This is a genomic window from Kitasatospora sp. NPDC085879 (assembly GCF_040686255.1).
In the GTDB taxonomy this organism is placed as follows: domain Bacteria; phylum Actinomycetota; class Actinomycetes; order Streptomycetales; family Streptomycetaceae; genus Kitasatospora.
In genome coordinates this window covers 112,063-133,368 of record NZ_JBFBJZ010000008.1, presented here as the reverse complement: position 1 = coordinate 133,368, position 21,306 = coordinate 112,063, and the positions used below count along the sequence as shown (strand labels likewise).

Genomic DNA, 21,306 nt, shown 5'->3' with positions numbered 1-21,306 from the left:
ATGAGCACCCCGCAGCAGCCCGACGAGGACGCCACCGTCCGCTTCGGCGCCAAGCCGCCCACGGCGGACGAGACCGTACGTCTCGGCACGCCCGCGCCCGACCCGGAGTCGACCGTCCGGCTCGGCTCCGCACCCGGCCCCGACGCCACGGTGCGCCTGAGCGCTCCCGCGACCAACCCGGACGCCACGGTCCGGCTGAACGCCCCCGCGGCGAACCCGGACGCCACCGTGCGCCTCAACGCGCCGAGGCCGAACCCGGACGCCACCGTCCGGCTCAACGCCGCCCCCGTGCCCGCGGCCGACCCGGAGGGCACCGTCCGGCTCGGCCCGGCGAAGCAGCCGGACCTGGACGGCACCGTGCGCCTGAACACCGCCAAGCCGGACCCGGAGGGCACCGTCCGGCTCGGGCCGGCGCAGCCGAACCCCGAGGCCACCGTCCGGCTGGACACCGCGAAGGGGCGGCCGGCGCCGCAGGCGTACGTCCCGCCGCCCCCGCAGCAGCAGCCGCCGGCCGAGGGCTTCGAGAGCGCCACCTTCCTCGACCCGCAGGTCTGGCCGACCCCGCCGGTCGGCACCGCCGTCCCCACGCCGACCCCGGCCATGGGCACGCCCGTCGTCACCCCGGCGATGGGCACGCCGCTGACCCCCGCCATGGGCACGCCCCTCACCCCCGCCATGGGTACCCCGGTGCCCGTGGCCCAGCCCGCGCCCGCCCCGCAGGACGGGCTGCAGCGGTTCGGCCCGGGCGTGCCCCCGCAGGCCGCCGCGGTCTGGCACGGGGCGACCGCGGTGCCGCCGGCCCCGGAGCCGCCGAAGCGCCGACGCCGCCGCTGGCTGCTGCTGCCGCTGCTCCTGCTGCTCGCCGTGCTCGCCTGGCTGGCCTGGGACCGCTACGGCAGGCCCGTCGCGGTGACGGGCGTCAGCGTCCGCACCGACAACACGCAGGGCCCGTCCTGCGACGGTACGGCCGTCATCACCGGCTCGATCGCCACCCAGGGCGGCGCGGGCAACGTCCGGTACCGCTGGAAGCGCAGCGACGGCACGGACTCGGGCGTGCTCACCCAGCCGGTCTCCAACGGCCGCCGCACTACCGACGTGGTGCTGCGGTGGACCTTCCAGGGCCACGGCAGCATGCAGGCGACCGCCACCCTGGAGATCGTCGGCCCGGGCAGCGGCACCTCCTCGGTGACCTTCCCCTACACCTGCCGCTGACGCGTACCTCGCCGTCCGGCACCCGGCACCCGGTCCTCGTGGGCCGGGTGCCGGCCTGTTACTGACACGGTGTCAACCAGGTTCCGGGACGGCCCTGTCGGGCGCGCCCGGCCTGCCCTACCCTGCGTGCATGATCCTGCGCTCCGCGAAGCGGTTCGTGCTCCTGCTGCCGGTGCTCTGGCTGACCTCGCTGACCTATGTGGCCTGCGCCGTGCTGGTCGTCCACCTTCGCCACACGGACCCGGAGGTGGAGCGCGAGGTCGCGCAGAGCCCCGACCAGTGGCCGGCCCTGGCGGCCCTGGCGGTGGCGACCGCGGTGGCCACGGCCTGGGGCTACCGGCCGGACCGCCGCCGCCGGTTCCCCTGGCACCGGCTCGCCGTCCGGGCACTCGCCCTGTTCGCCGCGGCCGTGCTCACCGCACTGCTCTCGTACCACCGCGGCGGCCCTGACTTCGACCACCTGCTCGGGCTGGGCGCGGTGACCACCTTCGGCGTGGTGCTCTGCATCCTCGGTTGGGGGCTGCTCAACCGGGGCCCGGTGCCCGCCGTGGTCGGTGCCGGTGCGGCCCTGGTGGCGTCCGCGGTGTGGCTGGCCCGGTCGCCGGAGCGTTCGACGGTCGCGGTGCTCGCCGCGGTGGCCGTCGTGGTGGCCCTGGGGACCACGGCGGCCGCGGCCTGGCGGCTGCCCCGGGTACGGCTGGCGGCCGGCCTGCCCCCGGTCGAGTGGACGGGCGGCGGCATCCACCCACCGGGGCGACGGCCGGTCCCCGGCGAGATGTGGTGGGCGGACGTGCCGTTCGCCGAATCAGGCGAGTCCAAGGACCGGCCGGTGCTGGTGGTGCGCGTCCTGGACGACCGGCTTGAGGTGCTGAAGAGCACCAGCCAGGACTGGCTCAGCCGCAGCGACCACATCCGGCTGCCCACCCGGACGTGGAACCCGGAGGCCGACCACGACAGCTGCCTCGACCTGCGGCTGCGCACCCTGGAGCCGGACCGCCTGCGCCGCTACGCGGGCCCGTGTCCGACGGGGGTGTGGCGGGTGGTCCGCGGCCGCACCCTGCCGCTCGTGAAGCCGCCCCGCACCCTCCGCGGGACCGCCGACCGCCGGGCCGACCTTCGCAAGCCCCCGACCGCCGCCGGAAAGCCGTCTGCCGCCGAGCCGACTGCCGGAAAGCCGCCTGCCCGCAAGCCGTCCACCCGAAAGCCACACACGGGGAAGCCGTCCGGAAAGCCGCAGGCCGGGAAGCCCGACCCCGGCCGCGGCGGCGCCGCCTGACACGACCGCGGCCGGGCACCGCCGGGGCATGCGCCCGACGGTGCCCGGCCGCGGTGTGCCGGAGCGGGGAGTGTCAGCAGCGGCCGACGGTCTCGCAGTCCTCCCAGCGGGTGCCGGTGCCGGCGGTGCTGCCGGTGGCCTCGTCGCCGCCGCGGGCGGGCGCGTTCAGCGACTTGAGCTTCGGGGTGACGGGCGTGGCGGCCGGCGCGCTCGGGGTGGCGGCGGGGCCGGAGGCGAGGCGGACGGCGATGGCGTCGATCACCGGACGGGGGCTGGTGCCGGCGAAGTTGCTGACCATCACCGAGAAGATCAGCTTGTGGCCGTCGGGCGCGGTGGCGTAGCCCATCAGGTTGTCGACGCCGCTCATCGAGCCGCTCTTGGCGTGCACGTTGTTCTCGGCCTTGGTGCCGCGCATGCGGGCGGCCAGGGTGCCGCCGACCATCCGGTCGGGGTTGCCGGCCACCGGCAGGGCGTTGTACCAGGCGTTGAACCAGGGCTTGTCCTGGGCGACCTTGAGCAGGCCGGCCATCTTGGCCGGGGTGATCAGGTCGTAGCGGGAGAGGCCTGAGCCGTCGACCTGGCGGCCGGCCGGGGTCTCCAGGCCGTTGGCCTTGAGGAAGGCCTTGACCTGGTTGATGCCGGTGGCCCAGTCGCCCTTGCCGCCCTTGACCTTGCCGATCTCCTTGGTCAGGTGCTCGGCTATGCCGTTGTTGCTGATCTTCAGCATCGGCACGACCAGCTCGGCGAGGGTCTTGGAGTCGTGCGAGGCGAGCGGCTGCGAGGTCTCGGAGCCGGTCGCGGTCTGCACGCCGCGCTGCACCTTCACACCGTGCCGGGCGAGCGCGCCGGCGAAGACCTTGGCGGCGTAGGTGGCCGGGTCCTCGACCGTCACCCAGTAGGTGGCCGGAGCGGCGCCGGCCGCGATGCTGCCGGAGAGCAGCAGCTCGTTGGCGCCACGGCGGCGTTCGACGTCGGCGGTGGCGCCGCTGCCGGCCGCGCCGGTGGTGATGCCGCCGGTGAACTTCATCGGCGCCTCGGCGGGTACCAGGGCGACCTTGGCCTTCTCGCCGGCGGCACCGGGGGTGACGGTCACCTGGACGGTGTCCATCTGGTACTCGGGGTCGTTGGCGACCGTAAGGCCGGAGATCTGCGGGCTGTACGAGTACGGCTCGTCGTCCCAGGCCCAGCCCGGGCCGAGCGGGGTGGAGTCGTAGCGGCTGCCGTCGGCGAGCACCCGGCCGGTGACGGTGGTGATGCCGGACGCGGCGACCTTGGCGGCCAGGTCGTCGAGGTCCTGGACGAGCAGGCTGGGGTCGCCGCCGCCGCGCAGCACCAGGTCGCCGACGAGCTTGCCGCCGTACGTGGTGCCGGTGGTGCGGACCTCGGTGGTGAACCGGTGGTCGGCGCCGAGCAGTTCGAGGGCGGCGGTGGAGGTGACGGTCTTCATGGTGGACGCCGGGGTGAGCAGCGCGCCGGGCTGACGGGAGTACAGCACCTGGCCGGTCGTCGCGTCGAGGACCTGGACGCCGGCCTGCGCGTTGGCGAGGCGGGCGTCGGCCAGCAGGGCGTCGAGGTCGGCCGTCAGGGTCGCGTCGGCCGGGGCGGGGTTGTCGGCCTGGGCCGAGCCGGCGAGCAGGGAGGCGGCGAGGGCCGCGGCCGCGAGCGGCAGGCCACGGCGGTACAGGCGTGCGGGCACAGATGCTCCAGGAATCGGGTCCGGCGGGGAGCGTGTGTGTTGTCGCCCACGCCCCCGTTTGGCCTGTACATTACCATCTGACGTGCCGTCAGTTGATCTTGGCCAGGGGCGGTCGGCGGCCCTCGCACTCATAGACGCGCCGGTGGACCGATAGGTATCACGGAAGCGCGGAGAATTTTCCGCCGGGGCGCACGGCCGGCCCGGGGGGCGGAAATCAGCCGACCGAGAAGGCCGTGACCCCGTTCATCGTGCCGACCAGGACCCGCCCGCCGGCGAGCACCGGGGAGGCGAAGTGCGGGGCCGGGCCGGTCTTCGCCTGCTGCAGCGTCCGGCCGGTCGCCGGGTCGAGGGCGAGCAGCACACCGCGCTCGTTGTCCACCACCCAGACCGCGCCGCCGCCGACCACCGGCGAGCCGCCGCGCCCCAGCTCCACCTGCCAGTCCTGGTGCACCGAGCCGTCCTGGCCCACCGTCAGCCGGGCCAGGCCGTGCAGGCAGGGCACGTAGACCGTCGAACCGTCCACCGCGGCGCCGCCGTACGCCGGGCAGACCGTCGCCTGCGCGACCTGCCCGCCGATGCCGCCGAGGCGCTGCGCGTCCAGCACGTACGCCTCGCCGCGCTTGCCGACGGCGAGCACGTGGCCGCCCACCCGCACCGGCGAGAGCGAACCGAGATCGAGGTCCCGGGAGTTGTCGTCCGCCCAGCTCGACGGGGCGAACCAGTCCACCCGCCGCAACTCGGGAGAGAGCGCGAGCACCGAGTCCGAGCCGTCGTACGAGCCGCCCGTCGACTCGCCGTTGCCGACGGCGACCAGCAGCCGGTCGCCGTCCACCACCGGGCCGCCGCTCGCCCAGATCCCGCCCTCGCGGCCGGTCGGCACCGCGTAGGAGAGCACCGGCCCGGCGCCGCTGGTCGCCACCGACAGCACACTGCCGACATAGTCGCCGCAGTCGCCGAAGAGCCCGCCGTAGGCGATCACCACCCGGCCGTTCCACAGCGCGAGCGCGGAGCGCTGCTGGTGGGCGGGCCGGTAGCCCTTCGGCGGTTCGACCGCGCGCTGTACCTCCAGCGCCCCGGTCGCCGCGTTCAGCCCGGCCAGCACGTGTCGGCCGCCGGCCAGCTCGGCGACCGCGAACACCCGCCCGGTCGCCGGGTCGTAGACCGGGGTGCCGGTGATCCCCAGCGGGTCGATGTTGCCGCAGGGCAAGTCCGCCGTCCGGGCCGGGGCGCCCAGGTGACGGCTCCACAGCACCGCGCCGCTCGCCGCGTCCAGCCCGTACACCGTGTTGTTCTCGGTCGCGGCGAGCACCCTGTCGCCGACCACCAGCGGCTGCCCGTACACCGCGCCGTCGAGCTTCGCCGTCCAGGCCGTGCCGAGCGGCCCGACCGGGGCCGCGTCCGGTGCCGTACCGGTGCGCAGCGCGTCGCGGTGGTAGCCGGGCCAGTCGCCGGCCTTCAGCGGGGTCGGGGAGGCCGCGGTGGCGACCACGGTGGACGGCGCCGCGGTGGGGGAGGGCGCGCCGCCGCCCAGAGTGCAGCCGGCCATCAGGGCGGCCAGGGCGGCGGCGACCGCGGGCAGCGTCCGCCGACGGTCAGCTCGGAGCGGTCGCGCCACCGTCGGCCTTCGTCGGGGCGGTCGCGCCGCCGCCGGCCTTCACCGCCTCCACCATGCGCTGGTGGAGTTCGCGGGCTGTCGCCTCGTCCCCGGCGGGCACCGGGCTGCCCTCCACGGTGAACCAGTCCAGCGCGCCGCTGTACTGCACCGTCAGCCGGGCCTCACCGTCGATCCACGTGGTGTGGACCGTCAGATCGCCCTTGATGACGCCCAACTCGACCGTCCGCACCCCTCCGGTGCCGGCGAGAATGCCCTGCGTGGTCCAGGTCGCCCAGGTGTTCACGGAGCCTCCCCGATGTGCGGCCGACAGTACGAACACGTCATGCCCCAAGACATACCGGGTGACACACCTGATTCGGGCCGAATCACCCTGCCGTGGGCATGTCGAGGGCCCGTCGGGCCGGGCTCCGGAAGCGGGCGTGCCGTCCGGGGCGCGGCTACCATCGGCGGTATGGGAGAGCGACCCGCCGCGCTCACCGCGCCGCAGCTGGTACTCGAGACCGACGGCGACTCGCAGGTCATCAGCCCGAGTCGCACGTACCACGTCGGCCGTGACCCCACGAGCGAGGTCTTCCTGGACGACCCCCGGGTCTCCTGGCACCACGCCGTGCTGCACGCCGACGGCGACCACTGGGCGCTGGACGACAGCGGCTCCACCAACGGCACCTTCACCGACGGTCACCGGATCCGGCACCTCGACGTCGGACCCGGCAGCGAGATGCGCTTCGGCGCCGCCGCCGACGGCCCCCGCTGCAGCCTCCGCGCCCTGGCCGTGCGCCCCGAACCGGACCGGCAGCCGTCCGCGCTGACCTCCATCACCGGCTCCCTGCGGCCCCCGACCACCGTCCGCCCGCTCCCGGCGAAGGTCGTCCGGATCGGCCGCGCCCTCGAGAACGACCTGGTCGTCGGCGACCTGTCGGTCTCGCGCCGGCACGCCGAGCTGCGCGCCCGGCCCGACGGGCGCTTCGAGATCATCGACGTCGGCAGCCACAACGGCACCTACGTCAACGGACAGCCCGTGCTCGGCGCCGTCGTCGGCGAGGGCGACCTCATCGGCATCGGCCACTCGGTGTTCTGCCTGGTCGGCGACGAACTCCAGCAGTTCGTCGACACCGGCGACGTCGACCTCGACGTGGACGGCCTCACCGTCACCGTGGCCGGCGGCCGCCGGCTGCTCGACTCGGTCACCTTCCCGGTCGGCCAGAAGACCCTGCTCGCCGTCGCCGGCCCCAGCGGCGCCGGCAAGTCCACCCTGCTCAACGCGCTCACCGGCCTGCGGCCCGCCGACGAGGGCGCCGTCCGCTACGACGGCCGCGACCTCTACCGCGACTACGCCGAGCTGCGCCGCCGGATCGGCCTCGTCCCGCAGGACGACATCCTGCACACCCAGCTGCAGGTGCGCCGCGCCCTGCAGTACGCGGCCGAGCTGCGCTTCCCCGACGACACCGCCGCCGACGAACGCGAGGCCAGGGTCGAGGAGGTGATCGGCGAACTCGGCCTGAACAAGCGCGCCGACCAGGTGATCTCCAGCCTCTCCGGCGGCCAGCGCAAACGGGTCAGTGTCGCCTTGGAGCTGCTCACCAAGCCCTCCCTGCTCTTCCTCGACGAGCCGACCTCCGGCCTCGACCCCGGCATGGACCGCTCGGTCATGCAGATGCTGCGCAACCTCGCCGACGACGGCCGCACCGTCATCGTCGTCACCCACAGCGTTCTCAGCCTGGAACTCTGCGACCGGCTGCTGCTGCTCGCCCCCGGCGGCCGGATCGCCTTCTACGGACCGCCCGGCGAGACCCTCGGCTTCTTCGGATTCGAGCAGTGGCCGGACGCCTTCGACGCCTTCGAGAACGACACCGAACGCGACTGGGCCGGCCAGTACCGCTCCTCGCCCTCGTACCGCCGGTACATCGCCGGCGCCATGGACCACCCCGGGCCGGCCGCGCCGCACGCCCCGGCCGCCGAGACCCCGGCCCCCAAGCCGCCACGGCCGCAGCGCTGGCGCAAGCAGGTCTCCACCCTCGTCCGCCGCTACGCCACCGCGCTCACCGCCGACCGCACCTTCCTGGCGGTCATGATCGCGCTGCCGTTCGTGATGGGCGTGATGGCCCGGGCCCTGGCCGGCAAGAAACTCGCCGAGGACAGCATCTTCAACGCCCTGCTGATCCTCTGCGTCGGCGCGGTGCTCACCGGCGCCGCCAACTCGGTGCGCGAACTCGTCAAGGAACGCGTCATCTACCAGCGAGAACGCGCCGTCGGCCTGTCCAGATCGGCGTACCTCTGCTCCAAGATCATCGTGCTGGGCACGGTCACCGTCATCCAGGCGGTGGTGCTCACCATGGTCGCGCTGCTCGGCGTCGATCTACGCCCCCAGGGCGGCAGCGGCGTCCTCATGCCACCGCTGCTGGAGATCACCCTGGCCGTCGCCCTGCTCGCCTTCACCGCCATGATGCTCGGCCTGCTCATCTCCGCGCTGGTGAAGAAGGAGGAGGTGACCATGCCGCTGCTGGTGCTGGTCGCCATCGTCCAGGTGGTCTTCTGCGGCGCTCTGATCCAGCTCAACAGCACCCCCGTGCTCGCCCAGCTCTCCTGGCTCGTCCCGTCCCGCTGGGCCTTCGCCGCCATGGCCGCCACCATCGACCTGCACGCCACCGTGCCCAAGCCGCTGACCTCCGACCCGCTCTTCCAGCACAAGGCCTCGATCTGGCTGCTCGACATGGGCATGATGGTGGTACTGAGCGTCGTCCTCGGCCTGCTGGTCGCCCGCCTGCTGCGCCGTCACGAGCCCGCCGTGATGCGGAGGTGACCGCTGGTGACCGCCCCGACCGAGTTCCAGCCCACCCATGTCGCGCCCGCCGACGGGCTGCAGACCTGGGCGAGCCCGGACCCGTCCCGGCCGTCCGTACGGCTCGACCCCCTGCTGCCCGTCCGGCTCGCCGACAGCACCGGGAACTGGGCGCGGATCGTCTGCTCCAACGGCTGGTCGGCCTGGGTCGACGGCCGGCTGCTGGTCAGCGTGCCGCACCCGCCGGCCGGCACCGACCACCCGCTGACCGCCCTGGAGGACCCGCGGCCGCTGCTCCTCGCCCTGGAGCAGGCCCTCTCCACCTACCGCCGGCTGGTCGGCGAGTACGCGGACGGCCTGATCGACCTGGAGACCCTCCGCGACCGCACCCGCAACCTGCGGGTCGGCGCCGTCCTCGACGGCCCGTCCGCCTGGCTGCTCGACCTCGACCAGGGCCGCTGGTTCTACAGCGACGGCACCCGGCTGCAGACCTACGCCACCGTCGACCCGCCCGCCGCCCCGCGGTCCGCGGCAGGCAGCCGGGGTGACACCGGATGACGACCGCCGCACCGGCCGACCTCACCGGTCACCAACTCGCCGCCTACCGGCTGGAGGCGCTGATCGGGCGCGGCGGCATGGCCGTCGTCTACCGCGCCGAGGACCTGCGGCTCGGCCGCACCGTCGCGGTCAAGCTGCTCGCCCCGGACCTCGCCCGCAACGACGTCTTCCGGGAGCGCTTCGCCCGCGAGTCCAAGGCCGCCGCGGCCATCGACCACCCGCACATCGTGCCGGTCTACGAGGCCGGTGAGGCCGACGGACTGCTCTACATCGCCATGCGGTACGTCCGCGGCCGCGACCTGCGCGCCCTGCTCGACCGGGAGGGCCCGCTCTCGCTGCGTCAGACCGTGCGGATCACCACCCAGGTCGCCTCAGCGCTGGACGCCGCGCACAGCCACGACCTCGTCCACCGGGACGTCAAGCCCGGCAACATCCTGGTCGCCGAGGGCACGGACTCCGAGCACCCCGAGCACGTCTACCTCACCGACTTCGGGCTGACCAAGAAGTCCCTCTCGCTCTCCGGGCTCACCACCGTCGGCCAGTTCGTCGGCACCCTGGACTACGTCGCCCCCGAGCAGATCAACGGCAAGCCGGTGGACGGCCGCTGCGACGTCTACAGCCTCGCCTGCGTGGTCTACGAGATGCTCGCCGGCACCTCGCCCTACCAGCGCGACGACGACCTCGCCATGCTCTGGGCCCACCTCAACGACCCGCCGCCGCACCTCAGCGAGCAGCGCCCCAACCTGCCGTCCGCCCTGGACGACATCCTGATCCGGGCGCTCGCCAAGACCCCGGACGAGCGGTACGACAGCTGCCTGGCCTTCGTCGGCGCGCTGCACGGGGTGGAGCACGTCGCGGCGATCCCGGTGCCGACGCCGACCGAACTCGTCCCGCAGGTCCCCGAGTCCGTGGCGGCGCCCGAGTCCGAGGCGCTGCCAGATTCGGCGGTGGTGCCGGAGTCCGCGGTCGCCCCGCCTGTGGAGCCTTTGAAACCGCTGGAGCCTCTGGAGCCGCCGTCGTGGGCGGCGCCGGTCTACGGCACCGGCACCGACTGACGTCAGGAGGGCCGGTCCGGGTGCTCCGGGGGAGCGGTGTCCCGGCGCACCCGGTCCGCCGTCCAGCCGCCGAGCAGCCCGGCCACCGCGCCCCAGACGGCGCCGACCGCCACCAGCACCAGCAGGTCGGGCTCCAGGATTGCCGCGCCGCTGCCGCCGAAGCCGAGCAGGGTCAGGCCGTAGGCGGCGGAGATCCGGGTGAGCACGCCGATCAGCAGCATCGCCACCCCCAGCGCCACCGCCAGGTGCAGCGCGTGCTGCCGGGCCTTGACCGTCGGCGGGGCGTGCATCGCCATTCCGAGGCCGGTGAGCAGCAGCGCGACCACGGCGAGCGCGACCAGCAGCCAGGCCCGGGAGTCCTGGTCGGCGAGGGTGGCGGCGTCCAGCCGGACGTTCTGGTTCTCCCGCAGTACCCCGGCCAGCGGCTGCGGCATCGGCAGGCCGAGGCTGCCGGAGACGTGCCCGTGCCAGGCGCCGCCCATGCCGATGCCCAGGGCCAGCCAGGCCAGGTTCGGCAGGCCGAGGAAGACCACCGCCATGGTCTGCCGGGCGTGCCCGCCGACGGCGGCCTCCACCAGGCCGGCCGGCAGCGCCAGGGCGACGTAGACCAGCAGCAGGGTCAGCACGGCGTGCGCGGCCGGACGGACGGCGGTGTGGAAGCGCAGCAGCGGCAGCGGCAGCGGGGTCCGCCGGGAGACCGCCAGGGCGAGCAGCAGCACCACCGCGAGCCAGATCAGGCCGAAGCCGACGGCCCGCCCGGTGTCCACCGCGAAGCCCACCGTGGGGGAGGCCCCGATCAGCCCGCCCAGCTCGTCGATCAGCGGCTCGCCGGTCGACACCACGAAGCTCTGCTCCGCCGGGATCGACACCAGCAGCAGCGCTGCCGCCCACAGCACGGCGACCCGGCCGACCCGGGCCAGCAGCTCCCGGCCGGTGACGGTGGCGTGCAGCCGCATCGGCCGCAGGAACAGCCAGCCGAGCAGCAGGGCGCCGGTCAGCGAGACCGACAGCGGTACCGCCTCGATCCCGCCCTTGGCGCCGGCCACGAAGGCCGCCCCGCCCTCCACCCGTGCGGAGGCGCCGCAGGCCATCAGGACCGTCGCCGCGACCACCGAGCCGTAGCCGCCGGAGGGCAGCTCGTTCGCGCCGGCGAAGTACAGGCCGACCGCGGCCACCGCGAACATCGCCACGACGGCCGCCACGACCGAGGTCAGCGCCTCGCCCCAGTGCCGCAGTTCGCCCGCGGGGCCGCCGGTGCGGGCCGCGGGCCCGCCGCTGGTACGGGCGCCGGGCCCGCTGCTCGTCCGCACAATCGGCTCCTGCCGGGTCGGCTCCGGTGGGGTCTCCTTACAGACTCCGCCCGGGGGCGGGGAAGGGCGAGTCCGCGGGCGGGGAACCGCGAGCTGTCGCGCGGGCCGGCGCAGGCGCGCGGAGAATGGCCTGCGGGGGGTGCCCAGGACGGGAGGAACACCCGTGAGCCCGCTGCCACCGTCACCCGACCAGCCCGCCGAGCCGCCCGAGGGACCGGCAGGTCCGCCCTCCGGACCGCTCTCCGGCCCGGCCTCCGAGCCGCCGTCCTCCGGCAACCGGCCCGCCGGACCGGGACACACCTCGTTGACCCCCGCCGGCCCACCCTCCGGCCCCACCTCCGGGCCGGGCGCCCACCCCGGCGGACCCGGCGGCCCGCCGAGCGGACCGCGGACGGTGGTCACCGGGGGAGGCGGCGGGGGCGACGGTGGAGGAGGCAAGGCCGGGGGCGGCGGGCACCGGAAGCCACCCTGGTGGCGCAACCCCCGGACGGTGCTGCCCGCGGGCATCGCGGCCGTGGTGCTCGGCGTCGTCCTCGGCCTGGTGCTGAGCGGCGGCTCCGGCACACCGGCGGCCGCGCAGCAGGTCGCCCTGCAGCCGGCCGGCTCCGCCGGACAGGACCCCTTCACCGGCTCGGTCACCGACCAGAGCGCAGCCCCGACCACCGGTACCGCCACCGCCGCGGCGCCCGGCGGGGGCAACCGCAGCGGCGGTGACGCCGGCCTGTACGGCGGCACCATGAACGTCTCCAGCTGCGACGTCCCGAAGCTCAGCGCCTTCCTCGCCGCCAACCCCGACAAGGCCAAGGCCTGGGCCGGGGTCGAGGGCATCCAGCCCAACGAGATCGACGGCTACCTGAAGGGGCTCACCCCGGTGGTGCTGCGCGTCGACACCCGGGTCACCAACCACGGCTTCAGCAACGGCCAGGCCACCGCCTACCAGGCGGTGCTGCAGACGGGTACCGCCGTGCTGATCGACTCGCACGGCGTGCCGCGGGTCCGCTGCGCCTGCGGCAACCCGCTGACACCGCCGGTCGACCCGGGTGCGCCCGCCTCGTACAACGGGCAGCCGTGGGCCGGCTTCAACGGGCAGCAGGTGGTCATCGTGACGCCCGCGCCGCAGCCGATCCAGACCGTCGTGCTGGTGGACACCACCAGCGGCAAGCCGTTCGCCCGGCCGACCGGCGGCACGGGCCAGGGCGACAGCACGCACGTGCCGACGCAGCCACCGAGCTCGTCCTCCGGTTCGCCGTCGACCTCGGGCTCCTCCGGTTCGCCGTCGAGCGGCACCCCGTCGACCTCCACGCCGTCCTCCGGCACCCCGAGCTCCGGCCCGTCCGGCTCGGAGTCCGGTTCGCCGTCGGCACCGAGTTCGGCACCCAGCTCGGCGCCGAAGAGCGGGGGCGGCCAGTCCTCGGCCGGCGGCGCGGGAGCGTCCAGCGAGTCGGCGGCGGGGGTCTCCTCCGCCCCGGCCTCGCCGCCGTCCTGAGCCGCGGCCGCAGCCGCCGTCCTCGGACGCAGCGTCTGCCGGGCACCGATCCTGTCGGTGCCCGGCAGTAGCGTCCGCGGTATGGGATTCACCGGAAACCTCACCGTCGCCCGCCTGGACGCCCCGCTCGACGGAACGGCCGCCGTACGGGCCGCGGGTGGCCGCCCCGACCGCTCGGCCGCCGTGGAGGGCTGGCAGTTCCTGGTGACCGCGGGCGGCGACCTGGCGACGTCCGCGCTCGCCCGGGAGACGGCCGGGCCGCTGCTGAGCGCCTTCGTCCTCGACAGCGACTTCGCCGTGGTGGAGGCCTTCGACGGCGGCCGGCCGGCCTGGACGTGCGTGCTCTCCCCGGAGACGGCCCTCGACCACGACTGCCCGCAGGACTGGCTCGGCGATCCGACCGAGACCGCCGAGTCCGCCGCGGACTGGGTCGCCGCCTTCGGACTGGCCCCCGACCGCGGGGCGCTGGCCGCGCTCCTCGCCGCGGAGAGCGAGCCGTTCGCGGAGGACCTCGTGTCGGCCTTCCTGACCTCCCTCGGCCTCCCCGCCGGCCTGTTCGCCGCCGACTGACCGGAACGCCCCGCCGCGCGGCGGCCGTGTCGCGACCGGTCTGCCGGGCGGGGCCGACCGGCTGGTAGCTTCGGGCCACATGGAGAGCACGCAGAGCACCGCCGACTCCGTCCGCGCCACGCTGGACGACTGGGGAGTTCCGTACGGGTGGCTGGAGATCGACCCGGAGTTCGCCGACACCGCGCAGTTCTGCGAGCGGTACGGCTACACGCTCGAGGACTCGGTCAACTGCATCCTGGTGGTGGGAAAGAGTGAGCCGCGCCGGTACGCGGCCTGCCTGGTGCAGGCGACCCGGCGGCTGGACGTCAACCGGGCCGTGAAGCGGCTGCTCGGTGTCCGGCGGGTCTCCTTCGCGAGCGCCGAGGAGACGGTGGCGCTGACCGGCATGCAGGTGGGCGGGGTGACGCCGGTGGCCCTGCCGCCCGGCATGCCGGTGTACGTCGACGCGCCGGTGCTCGGCCGCGGTGAGATCGTGCTGGGCGGCGGCGACCGGGCCGGCAAGCTGCTGGTCTCCCCGGGCGCACTGCTGGCGCACCTGCCGGGGGCCGAGGTCGTCGAGGACCTGTCCACCGCACCGCCCGCCTGAACCGCGGCGAGACCGACCGAGAACCTCCCGGACCCGGCCGCTGCGCGGGGCGGACCTGGACGGAACGTCCAGCGCCTCCCCCTTGCGACACTCCATTTCGTCGCCTGCCAAACCGCGGTTCGGATGCACAGAATGTGCGCCACACCGAACGAAGGAGGTGTCGATGGGGACGGAACCGACCGAATCGATCGCCGAGGCAGCGGTTACGCGCGGCCCGCTCGCCGGCGTGCTGGTCGCGGACTTCGGCCGGGTGCTCGCCGCGCCGTACGCCACGATGCTCCTCGCGGACCTCGGCGCGGACGTGGTGAAGGTCGAGCGCCCGGACGGCGGCGACGACACCCGGGCCTGGGGGCCGCCGTACGCGCCGGACGGCCAGGCCACCTACTACCTCTCGGTCAACCGCAACAAGCGCTCGCTCACCCTCGACCTCCGCACCGGGGCGGACCGCCGCCGCGCCCTCGAACTCGCCCGCCGGGCCGACGTCGTCATCGAGAACTTCCGGCCCGGCACGATGGCCAAGTACGGGCTCGCCCACGAGGACGTCGCCGCCGTCAACCCGCGCGCGGTGTACTGCTCGATCACCGGCTTCGGCACCGGCGAGGGCGCCGCGCTGCCCGGCTACGACCTGCTGATCCAGGCGGTCGGCGGCCTGATGAGCGTCACCGGGCCGGGCCCCGGCCGGCCGGTCAAGGCCGGGGTGGCGCTCGTCGACGTCCTCACCGGCCTGCACGCCGCGGTCGGCGTCCTCGCCGCCCTGCGCGAGCGCGACACCACCGGCCGCGGCCAGCTGGTCGAGGTCAACCTGCTCTCCACGCTGCTGTCCAGCCTGGTCAACCAGTCGGCCGGCTACACCCTGGCCGGCGCCGTGCCCGGCATCCTCGGCGACCGGCACCCGTCCATCGCCCCGTACGAGGTGTTCCGGGCCGCCGACCGGCCGCTGGTGATCGCCGTCGGCAACGACCGCCAGTTCGATGCGCTCTGCCGCGGCCTGGACGCCCCCGACCTCGCCGACGACCCGCGCTTCACCACCAACGCCGACCGGGTCGCCCATGTCGACGAACTCGCCGAGGAACTCGGCCGGCGGCTGCGGATGCGCACCGCGGCCGCATGGTTCGAGCACCTCACCCCGCTCGGCGTCCCCTGCGGGCCGGTCAACGACCTCGCGGACGCCTTCGGCCTCGCCGAACGCCTCGGGCTCGCGCCCCGCACCGACCAGGGCCTGGTCGCCAACCCGATCGGCCTCTCCCGCACCCCGCCCGCCTACCGGCTCGCCCCGCCCCGGCTCGGCGAGCACACCGACGAACTCCTCGCCTGGCTCGACGCACCCCACCACCCCACGAACGGAGACCTCCCGTGACCGGCCCGATGAAGGACCCGCTGGACCTGCTCGACATCCCGTCGCTGCTCACCGACGAGGAGCGGGAGATCCAGGCCACCGTGGCCCGCTTCCTCGCCGACCACGTCCGCCCGAACCTGCCCGAGTGGTTCGAGAACGCCCACTTCCCGCGGGAGATCGCCCCCGAGCTCGGCAAGCTCGGCGTCCTCGGCATGCACCTGGAGGGCTACGGCTGCGCCGGCACCGACGCCGTCGCCTACGGCATCGCCTGCCTGGAGCTGGAGGCCGCCGACTCCGGCTTCCGCAGCTTCGTCTCCGTACAGGGCTCGCTGGCCATGTACTCCATCCACCGGTACGGCTCCGAGGAGCAGAAGCAGGAGTGGCTGCCGCGGATGGCGGCAGGCGAGGCGATCGGCTGCTTCGGCCTGACCGAGCCCGACTTCGGCTCCAACCCGGCCGGCATGCGCACCCGGGCCGTCCGCGACGGCGCCGACTGGATCCTCAACGGCGCCAAGATGTGGATCACCAACGGCGCGATCGCCGACATCGCCACCGTCTGGGCCGCCACCGAGGAGGGCATCCGCGGCTTCCTCGTCCCGCGCGGCACCCCCGGCTTCGAGGCACGGGAGATCAAGCAGAAGCTCTCGCTGCGCGCCTCCACCACCGCCGAGCTGAGCTTCGCCGACGTCCGGCTGCCCGCCTCCGCGCAGCTGCCGGAGGCCCGCGGCCTCGGCGCACCGCTCGCCTGCCTCAACGAGGCCCGGTTCGGCATCCTGTTCGGCGCGGTCGGCGCCGGCCGCGACTGCCTGCAGACCGCGCTCGCGTACGGCGGCGACCGGATCCAGTTCGGCCGGCCGATCAGCGGTTTCCAGCTCACCCAGCAGAAGTTCGCCGACATGGCCGTCTCGCTGAACAACGCCGCGCTGCTCGCGATCCACCTCGGCCGGCTCAAGGAGCAGGGCCGGATCCGGCCCGAGCAGGTCAGCGTCGGCAAGCTCAACAACGTCCGCGAGGCGCTGGCGATCGCCCGCGAGTGCCGCACCGTGCTCGGCGCCAACGGCATCTCGCTGGACTACTCGCCGCTGCGGCACGCCAACAACCTGGAGTCGGTGCTCACCTACGAGGGCACCAGCGAGATCCACACCCTGGTCATCGGGCAGGCCCTCACCGGCATCCCCGCCTACCGCTGACCCGGCCGGGGTTCAGCCCAGGAAGGCGCGCAGCAGGGCGGCCGTGGCGGCCAGGTGCTCCTCGGTCGCCCGCCGCGCGCCGTCCGCGTCGCCCGTCAGGATCGCGTCCACCATGCCGCGGTGCTGGTGGGCGGCGTGGTCGATGTTCCGCTCCAGCATCGGGATCGCGTTCAGCAGGTCGTTCAGCCGCATCCGGGCCTCGGCGATCGCGGTGGCGAGCGAGCGCGAGCCGGTGAGTTCGGCGATCGCCAGGTGGAAGCGGGAGTCGAGCCGCCGGTACTCCTCCGGAGGGGCCCCCTCCAGGTCGGCCAGCCGCCGTTGCAGATAGGCCCGCTGCTCCCCGGTGAGGTCGCGCCGGGCGGCGGTCTCGGCGGCACCGGCCTCCAGGACGAGCCGGTAGGTCAGCGCGTCCTCCAGCTCCTCGCCGAGGTCGCTGGCGGCCCGCCGCAGGTCGGCGACGTCCGGCGGCGGCATCCGGTACGTGACGAAGGTGCCGCCGTAGCGGCCGCGCCGGGACTCCACCGCGCCCGCCTGCTGCAGCGAGCGGAGCGCCTCGCGCAGCGTCTCGCGGCCGACGCCGAGCCGGACGGCGAGGTCGCGCTCGGCCGGCAGCCGGTCGCCGTGGCCGAACACGCCGAGCTTGATCGCCTGCAGCAGCCGCTCGACGGTCTCCTCGAAGGCGTTGCCCGTCCGGACGGGCCGGAAGATCGCCCCCGCCTGCCAGTCGATCCCTGCCTCGTCCACGCGGGCATCGTACCCACGGCCCTCCGCCCGGAGGCGAGCGGGCGACAGAACAGCGCGCCCCTCTTGACGCCGGTCGGACCCAGGGTGAACGATGCTGCCCAACCCAATGGTCTGGTTCCGGTCCATTGAGTGTTCGGAGGCCGCACCCACATCGCCGTGGCTGCGCGCAGTGTCCAGGCCCGCCTCACTCCCCAGGGGTGCCCATGTCCGCCGACCCCACACCCGACCAGGCAGCGCACCACACTCCCGCACCCGTGTTTCCGGCACCGACCGGACCGGTTTCCGCCGACGAACAGCGGCTGCACGAGCTCGGCTACGCCCAGGAGCTCACCCGCTCGATGTCCGGCTTCTCCAACTTCGCCGTCTCCTTCTCCATCGTCTCGATCCTCTCCGGCTGCCTGACCCTGTACGGGATGGGCATGAACACCGGCGGCCCCGCGATGATCATCTGGGGCTGGCCGCTGGTCGGCCTGCTCACCCTCTGCGTGGGCCTCGCGATGGCCGAGATCTGTTCCAGCTTCCCGACCGCCGGCGGCCTCTACTACTGGTCCGCCAAGCTCGCCCGCAGCCGCGGCGCCGCCTGGTCCTGGTTCACCGGCTGGTTCAACTTCCTCGGCCAGGTCGCCGTCACCGCCGGCGTCGACTACGGCGCCGCCTTCTTCACCAACGCCTTCCTCGCCCTGCAGTTCGACTTCGCGGCCACCCCGGCGCACACCGTGGAGATCTTCGCGGTGATCCTGCTGCTGCACGGCCTGCTCAACACGCGCGGCGTGAAGCTGGTGGCCCGCCTCAACGACGTCTCCGTCTGGTGGCACCTGGTCGGCGTCACCGTCATCGTCGGCGCGCTCGCACTGCTGCCCGCCAAGCACGCCTCCGCGTCCTTCGTCTTCACCGAGTTCGTCAACAACACCGGCTTCCACAGCCAGTTCTACGTCGCCATGCTCGGCCTGCTGCTCGCCCAGTACACCCTCACCGGGTACGACGCCTCCGCGCACATGACCGAGGAGACCCACGACGCCGCCCGCTCCGGCCCGCGCGGCATCGTCAACGCCATCACCGTCTCCCTGGTCGCCGGCTGGGTGCTGCTGCTCGGCATCACCTTCGCCATCCAGGACTACAAGGGCGCCCTCGAGGGCCCGACCGGCGTCCCGCCCGCGCAGATCTTCATCGACGCGATCGGCACCACCGGCGCCAAGCTGCTGCTGCTCATCGTGATCGGCGCCCAGTTCTTCTGCGGCATGGCCTCCGTCACCGCCAACTCCCGCATGATCTACGCCTTCTCCCGGGACGGCGCGCTGCCCGGATCCGCCCTCTGGCACCGGATCTCGCCGCGCACCCACACCCCCACCAACGCGGTCTGGCTCGCCACCGGCGCCGCCCTGCTGCTCGGCCTGCCCGCCCTGTGGAACTCCACCGCCTACACCGCGGTCACCTCCATCTCGGTGATCGGCCTGTACATCTCGTACGTCATCCCGACATTCCTCAGACTGCGCCAGGGTGACGCCTTCCAGCGCGGCCCCTGGCATCTGGGCCGCTGGAGCAGGATCATCGGGATCGTCGCGGTCGGTTGGACAGCCGTGATCACCGTGCTGTTCATGCTGCCCACCGTCAGCCCCGTCACCGCCGTCAGCTTCAACTACACACCCGTCGCGGTCGCCGTCGTCCTCGGCTTCGCCGGCCTGTGGTGGCTGGTCTCCGCCAGGCACTGGTTCACCGGCCCCAAGGTCCACGGCACGCCCGAGGAACTCGCCGCCCTCGAAGCCGAACTGGAGATCCGATGAGCAGCCCCAGGCTCACCCTCGACCGGCTGCGCGAGCTGGTCGCCGACGGCAGCGTGGACACCGTCGTCCTCGCCATGACCGACATGCAGGGCCGCCTCCAGGGCAAGCGCCTCGCCGCCGAGTACTTCCTCTCCGACGTCGTCCCCGGCGCCGCCGAGGGCTGCGGCTACCTGCTCGCCGTCGACACCGACATGAACACCGTGGACGGCTACGCCATCTCCTCCTGGGAGAGCGGCTACGGCGACCTCGTCCTCACCCCCGACCTCGCCACCCTGCGCACGGTGCCCTGGCACCCGGCCACCGCCATGGTCCAGTGCGACGTCCACCACCACGACGGCCGCCCGGTCACCGTCTCCCCGCGGCAGGTCCTCCGCCGCCAGCTGGAGCGCCTGGCCGGCTACGGCTGGCAGGCGTACGCCGGCACCGAGCTCGAGTTCATCCTCTTCCGCGACACCTACGAACAGGCCTGGGAGCGCGCGTACCACGGCCTCACCCCGGCCAACCAGTACAACGTCGACTACTCGATCCTCGGCACCTCCCGGGTCGAACCCCTGCTGCGCCGGCTGCGCAACGAGATGGCCGGCGCCGGCCTCACCGTCGAGTCCGCCAAGGGCGAGTGCAACCTCGGCCAGCACGAGATCGCCTTCAAGTACGCCGACGCCCTCACCACCTGCGACAACCACGCCGTCTACAAGACCGGCGCCAAGGAGATCGCCGCCCAGGAGGGCTGCAGCCTCACCTTCATGGCCAAGTACGACGAGCGCGAGGGCAACTCCTGCCACATCCACCTGAGCCTGCGCGACGCGGCCGGAGCCCCGGTGATGGCCGGCGACGGCCCGCACGGGTTCTCCCGCACCATGGAGCACTTCCTCGCCGGCCAGCTCGCCTGCCTCTCCGAGTTCGCCCTGCTGCTCGCCCCGACCGTCAACTCCTACAAGCGGTACGTGCCCGGCAGCTTCGCCCCGACCGCGATCGCCTGGGGACGCGACAACCGCACCTGCGCCCTGCGGGTGGTCGGCCACGGCCCGTCGCTGCGCTTCGAGAACCGCGTCCCCGGCGGCGACGTCAACCCCTACCTGGCGGTCGCCGCGCTGATCGCCGCCGGCCTGTACGGCATCGAGCACCAGCTGGAACTCGAACCGGAGTTCACCGGCAACGCGTACGCCTCCGACGCACCCCGGGTGCCGTCCACGCTGCGCGACGCGGTCGACGCCTTCGAGGCCAGCGAGGCCGCCACCGAGGCCTTCGGCAAGGACGTCGTCCGGCACTACGCCCACGCCGGCCGGACCGAACTCGCCGCCTACGACCGGGCGGTGACCGACTGGGAGCGGCGCCGCGGATTCGAGCGGCTGTGAGCACCGTGCACCACCGCCCACTGATCGGCATCACCAGCTACCAGGACGAGGCCGCCTGGTCGGTCTGGCGCCAGCACGCCTCGCTCGTCCCGCAGACCTACGTCGACGCGGTCTCCCGGGCCGGCGGCACCCCCGTGCTGCTGCCCCCGCAGCCCGGCGGCGTCGGCCGGCTGCTGGACGCACTCGACGGGATCGTGCTGGCCGGCGGCTCCGACATCGACCCGGCCCGGTACGGGGCCGCCGCCGACCCGCGCACCGGCGAGCCCCACCGGGCCCGCGACGAATGGGAGTTCGAGCTGCTGCACGCCGCCCTCGACCGGGACCTGCCGCTGCTCGGCGTCTGCCGCGGCCTGCAACTGCTCAACGTGGCGCTCGGCGGAAGCCTCCTCCAGCACCTGCCCGACGGCAGCCACCAGCAGGTCCCGGCGGTGTTCGTGCGGCAGCCCGTACGGATCCGGCCGGGCAGCCGGCTCGCCGGCATCCTCGGCGAGCACACCAAGGTCAACTGCTACCACCACCAGGCGGCGGCCCGCCTCGGCACCGGCCTGCAGCCCACCGCCTGGAGCGCCGACGAGACCGTCGAGGCCGTCGAACTGCCCGGCCACCGCTTCGCCCTGGGCGTCCAGTGGCACCCCGAGACCGACCCCGACGACCTCCGCCTCTTCGAGGCCCTCACGAACGCGGCAGGGGACCGGTGAGCCGTAGGCACGTGGTGCTCTCAGGGGCGCGGAGAACTGCGCGAATCGGAAGTGACGGA

At 74.0% G+C, this 21,306-nt stretch carries 18 protein-coding genes; 13 read left to right on the top strand and 5 right to left on the bottom strand.

Annotated features, from left to right (window positions below; all coding sequences use genetic code 11):
- Together AB0P35_RS08995 and AB0P35_RS08990 are read left to right on the top strand one after the other, a co-directional pair.
- Window positions 1–1,212, top strand: a complete 1,212-nt coding sequence (locus tag AB0P35_RS08995) for a hypothetical protein (protein WP_363508397.1) — start codon at window positions 1–3, stop codon at window positions 1,210–1,212.
- A gap of 130 nt (window positions 1,213–1,342) precedes the next feature.
- Window positions 1,343–2,488 carry a hypothetical protein gene (locus AB0P35_RS08990; RefSeq protein WP_363508394.1) on the top strand — a complete coding sequence of 382 codons (1,146 nt, stop codon included), beginning with the start codon at window positions 1,343–1,345 and terminating at the stop codon, window positions 2,486–2,488.
- Window positions 2,489–2,561: 73 nt separating this feature from the next.
- On the opposite strand, the gene dacB is transcribed toward AB0P35_RS08990, so the two are convergent.
- From dacB to AB0P35_RS08975, 3 genes are all read right to left on the bottom strand, one after another.
- Window positions 2,562–4,184, bottom strand: coding sequence for a D-alanyl-D-alanine carboxypeptidase/D-alanyl-D-alanine-endopeptidase (gene dacB / locus AB0P35_RS08985; protein ID WP_363508391.1), 1,623 nt, complete (start codon window positions 4,182–4,184; stop codon window positions 2,562–2,564).
- A 214-nt stretch (window positions 4,185–4,398) separates the two neighbouring features.
- Window positions 4,399–5,799 (bottom strand): PQQ-binding-like beta-propeller repeat protein, encoded by a 1,401-nt coding sequence (locus tag AB0P35_RS08980; RefSeq protein ID WP_363508388.1) that lies wholly within the window; start codon window positions 5,797–5,799, stop codon window positions 4,399–4,401.
- Complete coding sequence (locus AB0P35_RS08975) at window positions 5,777–6,082, bottom strand: hypothetical protein (RefSeq protein WP_095876106.1); 306 nt, start codon at window positions 6,080–6,082, stop codon at window positions 5,777–5,779. Before AB0P35_RS08975 ends, AB0P35_RS08980 begins: the two co-directional genes overlap by 23 nt.
- Window positions 6,083–6,250: 168 nt before the next feature.
- Between AB0P35_RS08975 and AB0P35_RS08970 the strand changes: the two genes are divergently transcribed.
- Genes AB0P35_RS08970 through AB0P35_RS08960 form a run of 3 tightly spaced genes read left to right on the top strand, consistent with a single transcriptional unit; the run spans window position 6,251 to window position 10,191 of the window.
- Window positions 6,251–8,599: an FHA domain-containing protein gene (locus AB0P35_RS08970; protein WP_363508385.1), complete on the top strand. Its 2,349-nt coding sequence runs from the start codon at window positions 6,251–6,253 to the stop codon at window positions 8,597–8,599.
- 6 nt (window positions 8,600–8,605) lie between these two features.
- The gene (locus AB0P35_RS08965) at window positions 8,606–9,136 is read left to right on the top strand and encodes a hypothetical protein (RefSeq protein ID WP_363508382.1); all 531 of its coding nucleotides are present in this window, start codon (window positions 8,606–8,608) and stop codon (window positions 9,134–9,136) included.
- The gene (locus tag AB0P35_RS08960; RefSeq protein WP_363508379.1) at window positions 9,133–10,191 is read left to right on the top strand and encodes a protein kinase; all 1,059 of its coding nucleotides are present in this window, start codon (window positions 9,133–9,135) and stop codon (window positions 10,189–10,191) included. Before AB0P35_RS08965 ends, AB0P35_RS08960 begins: the two co-directional genes overlap by 4 nt.
- A gap of 2 nt (window positions 10,192–10,193) precedes the next feature.
- Here AB0P35_RS08960 and AB0P35_RS08955 read toward each other — a convergent pair whose 3' ends face one another.
- Window positions 10,194–11,501, bottom strand: a complete 1,308-nt coding sequence (locus tag AB0P35_RS08955; RefSeq protein ID WP_363508376.1) for a streptophobe family protein — start codon at window positions 11,499–11,501, stop codon at window positions 10,194–10,196.
- A gap of 163 nt (window positions 11,502–11,664) precedes the next feature.
- On the opposite strand from AB0P35_RS08955, the gene AB0P35_RS08950 reads away from it, so the two are divergent.
- The 5 genes from AB0P35_RS08950 to AB0P35_RS08930 all read left to right on the top strand — a co-directional run bounded on the left by AB0P35_RS08950 (window position 11,665) and on the right by AB0P35_RS08930 (window position 16,669).
- Entirely contained in the window at window positions 11,665–12,987 is a 1,323-nt protein-coding gene (locus tag AB0P35_RS08950) for a DUF6777 domain-containing protein (protein WP_363508373.1), read from the top strand.
- Window positions 12,988–13,068: 81 nt separating this feature from the next.
- Window positions 13,069–13,557: a hypothetical protein gene (locus AB0P35_RS08945; RefSeq protein ID WP_363508370.1), complete on the top strand. Its 489-nt coding sequence runs from the start codon at window positions 13,069–13,071 to the stop codon at window positions 13,555–13,557.
- A 79-nt stretch (window positions 13,558–13,636) separates the two neighbouring features.
- Window positions 13,637–14,143, top strand: coding sequence for a YbaK/EbsC family protein (locus AB0P35_RS08940; protein ID WP_095876101.1), 507 nt, complete (start codon window positions 13,637–13,639; stop codon window positions 14,141–14,143).
- A 163-nt stretch (window positions 14,144–14,306) separates the two neighbouring features.
- Window positions 14,307–15,500: a CoA transferase gene (locus tag AB0P35_RS08935; protein WP_363508367.1), complete on the top strand. Its 1,194-nt coding sequence runs from the start codon at window positions 14,307–14,309 to the stop codon at window positions 15,498–15,500.
- Window positions 15,501–15,508: 8 nt separating this feature from the next.
- Complete coding sequence (locus tag AB0P35_RS08930) at window positions 15,509–16,669, top strand: acyl-CoA dehydrogenase family protein (RefSeq protein WP_363508584.1); 1,161 nt, start codon at window positions 15,509–15,511, stop codon at window positions 16,667–16,669.
- A gap of 12 nt (window positions 16,670–16,681) precedes the next feature.
- Here the strand turns inward: AB0P35_RS08930 and AB0P35_RS08925 are convergent, their stop codons facing one another.
- A complete protein-coding gene (locus AB0P35_RS08925; RefSeq protein ID WP_257019387.1) occupies window positions 16,682–17,413 on the bottom strand; it encodes an FCD domain-containing protein in 732 nt (243 codons plus the stop codon).
- Window positions 17,414–17,751: 338 nt separating this feature from the next.
- Here AB0P35_RS08925 and AB0P35_RS08920 point away from each other — a divergent pair, with 338 nt between their 5' ends.
- The 3 genes from AB0P35_RS08920 to AB0P35_RS08910 are packed head-to-tail and all read left to right on the top strand — an operon-like array spanning window position 17,752 to window position 21,247.
- Window positions 17,752–19,194, top strand: a complete 1,443-nt coding sequence (locus AB0P35_RS08920) for an amino acid permease (protein WP_363508581.1) — start codon at window positions 17,752–17,754, stop codon at window positions 19,192–19,194.
- Window positions 19,191–20,549 (top strand): glutamine synthetase family protein, encoded by a 1,359-nt coding sequence (locus AB0P35_RS08915; protein ID WP_095876098.1) that lies wholly within the window; start codon window positions 19,191–19,193, stop codon window positions 20,547–20,549. The genes AB0P35_RS08920 and AB0P35_RS08915 overlap by 4 nt, the downstream gene beginning before the upstream one ends.
- The gene (locus AB0P35_RS08910; RefSeq protein ID WP_363508362.1) at window positions 20,546–21,247 is read left to right on the top strand and encodes a gamma-glutamyl-gamma-aminobutyrate hydrolase family protein; all 702 of its coding nucleotides are present in this window, start codon (window positions 20,546–20,548) and stop codon (window positions 21,245–21,247) included. The genes AB0P35_RS08915 and AB0P35_RS08910 overlap by 4 nt, the downstream gene beginning before the upstream one ends.
- Window positions 21,248–21,306: the final 59 nt, after the last annotated feature.

Bases quoted from the DNA above. Each gene is read 5' to 3' on its own strand.
- AB0P35_RS08995 (WP_363508397.1), top strand. From the start codon at position 1: ATGAGCACCCCGCAGCAGCCCGACGAGGACGCCACCGTCCGCTTCGGC.
- AB0P35_RS08990 (WP_363508394.1), top strand. From the start codon at position 1,343: ATGATCCTGCGCTCCGCGAAGCGGTTCGTGCTCCTGCTGCCGGTGCTC.
- AB0P35_RS08970 (WP_363508385.1), top strand. From the start codon at position 6,251: ATGGGAGAGCGACCCGCCGCGCTCACCGCGCCGCAGCTGGTACTCGAG.
- AB0P35_RS08960 (WP_363508379.1), top strand. From the start codon at position 9,133: ATGACGACCGCCGCACCGGCCGACCTCACCGGTCACCAACTCGCCGCC.
- AB0P35_RS08945 (WP_363508370.1), top strand. From the start codon at position 13,069: ATGGGATTCACCGGAAACCTCACCGTCGCCCGCCTGGACGCCCCGCTC.
- AB0P35_RS08940 (WP_095876101.1), top strand. From the start codon at position 13,637: ATGGAGAGCACGCAGAGCACCGCCGACTCCGTCCGCGCCACGCTGGAC.
- AB0P35_RS08935 (WP_363508367.1), top strand. From the start codon at position 14,307: ATGGGGACGGAACCGACCGAATCGATCGCCGAGGCAGCGGTTACGCGC.
- AB0P35_RS08930 (WP_363508584.1), top strand. From the start codon at position 15,509: ATGAAGGACCCGCTGGACCTGCTCGACATCCCGTCGCTGCTCACCGAC.
- AB0P35_RS08920 (WP_363508581.1), top strand. From the start codon at position 17,752: ATGTCCGGCTTCTCCAACTTCGCCGTCTCCTTCTCCATCGTCTCGATC.
- AB0P35_RS08915 (WP_095876098.1), top strand. From the start codon at position 19,191: ATGAGCAGCCCCAGGCTCACCCTCGACCGGCTGCGCGAGCTGGTCGCC.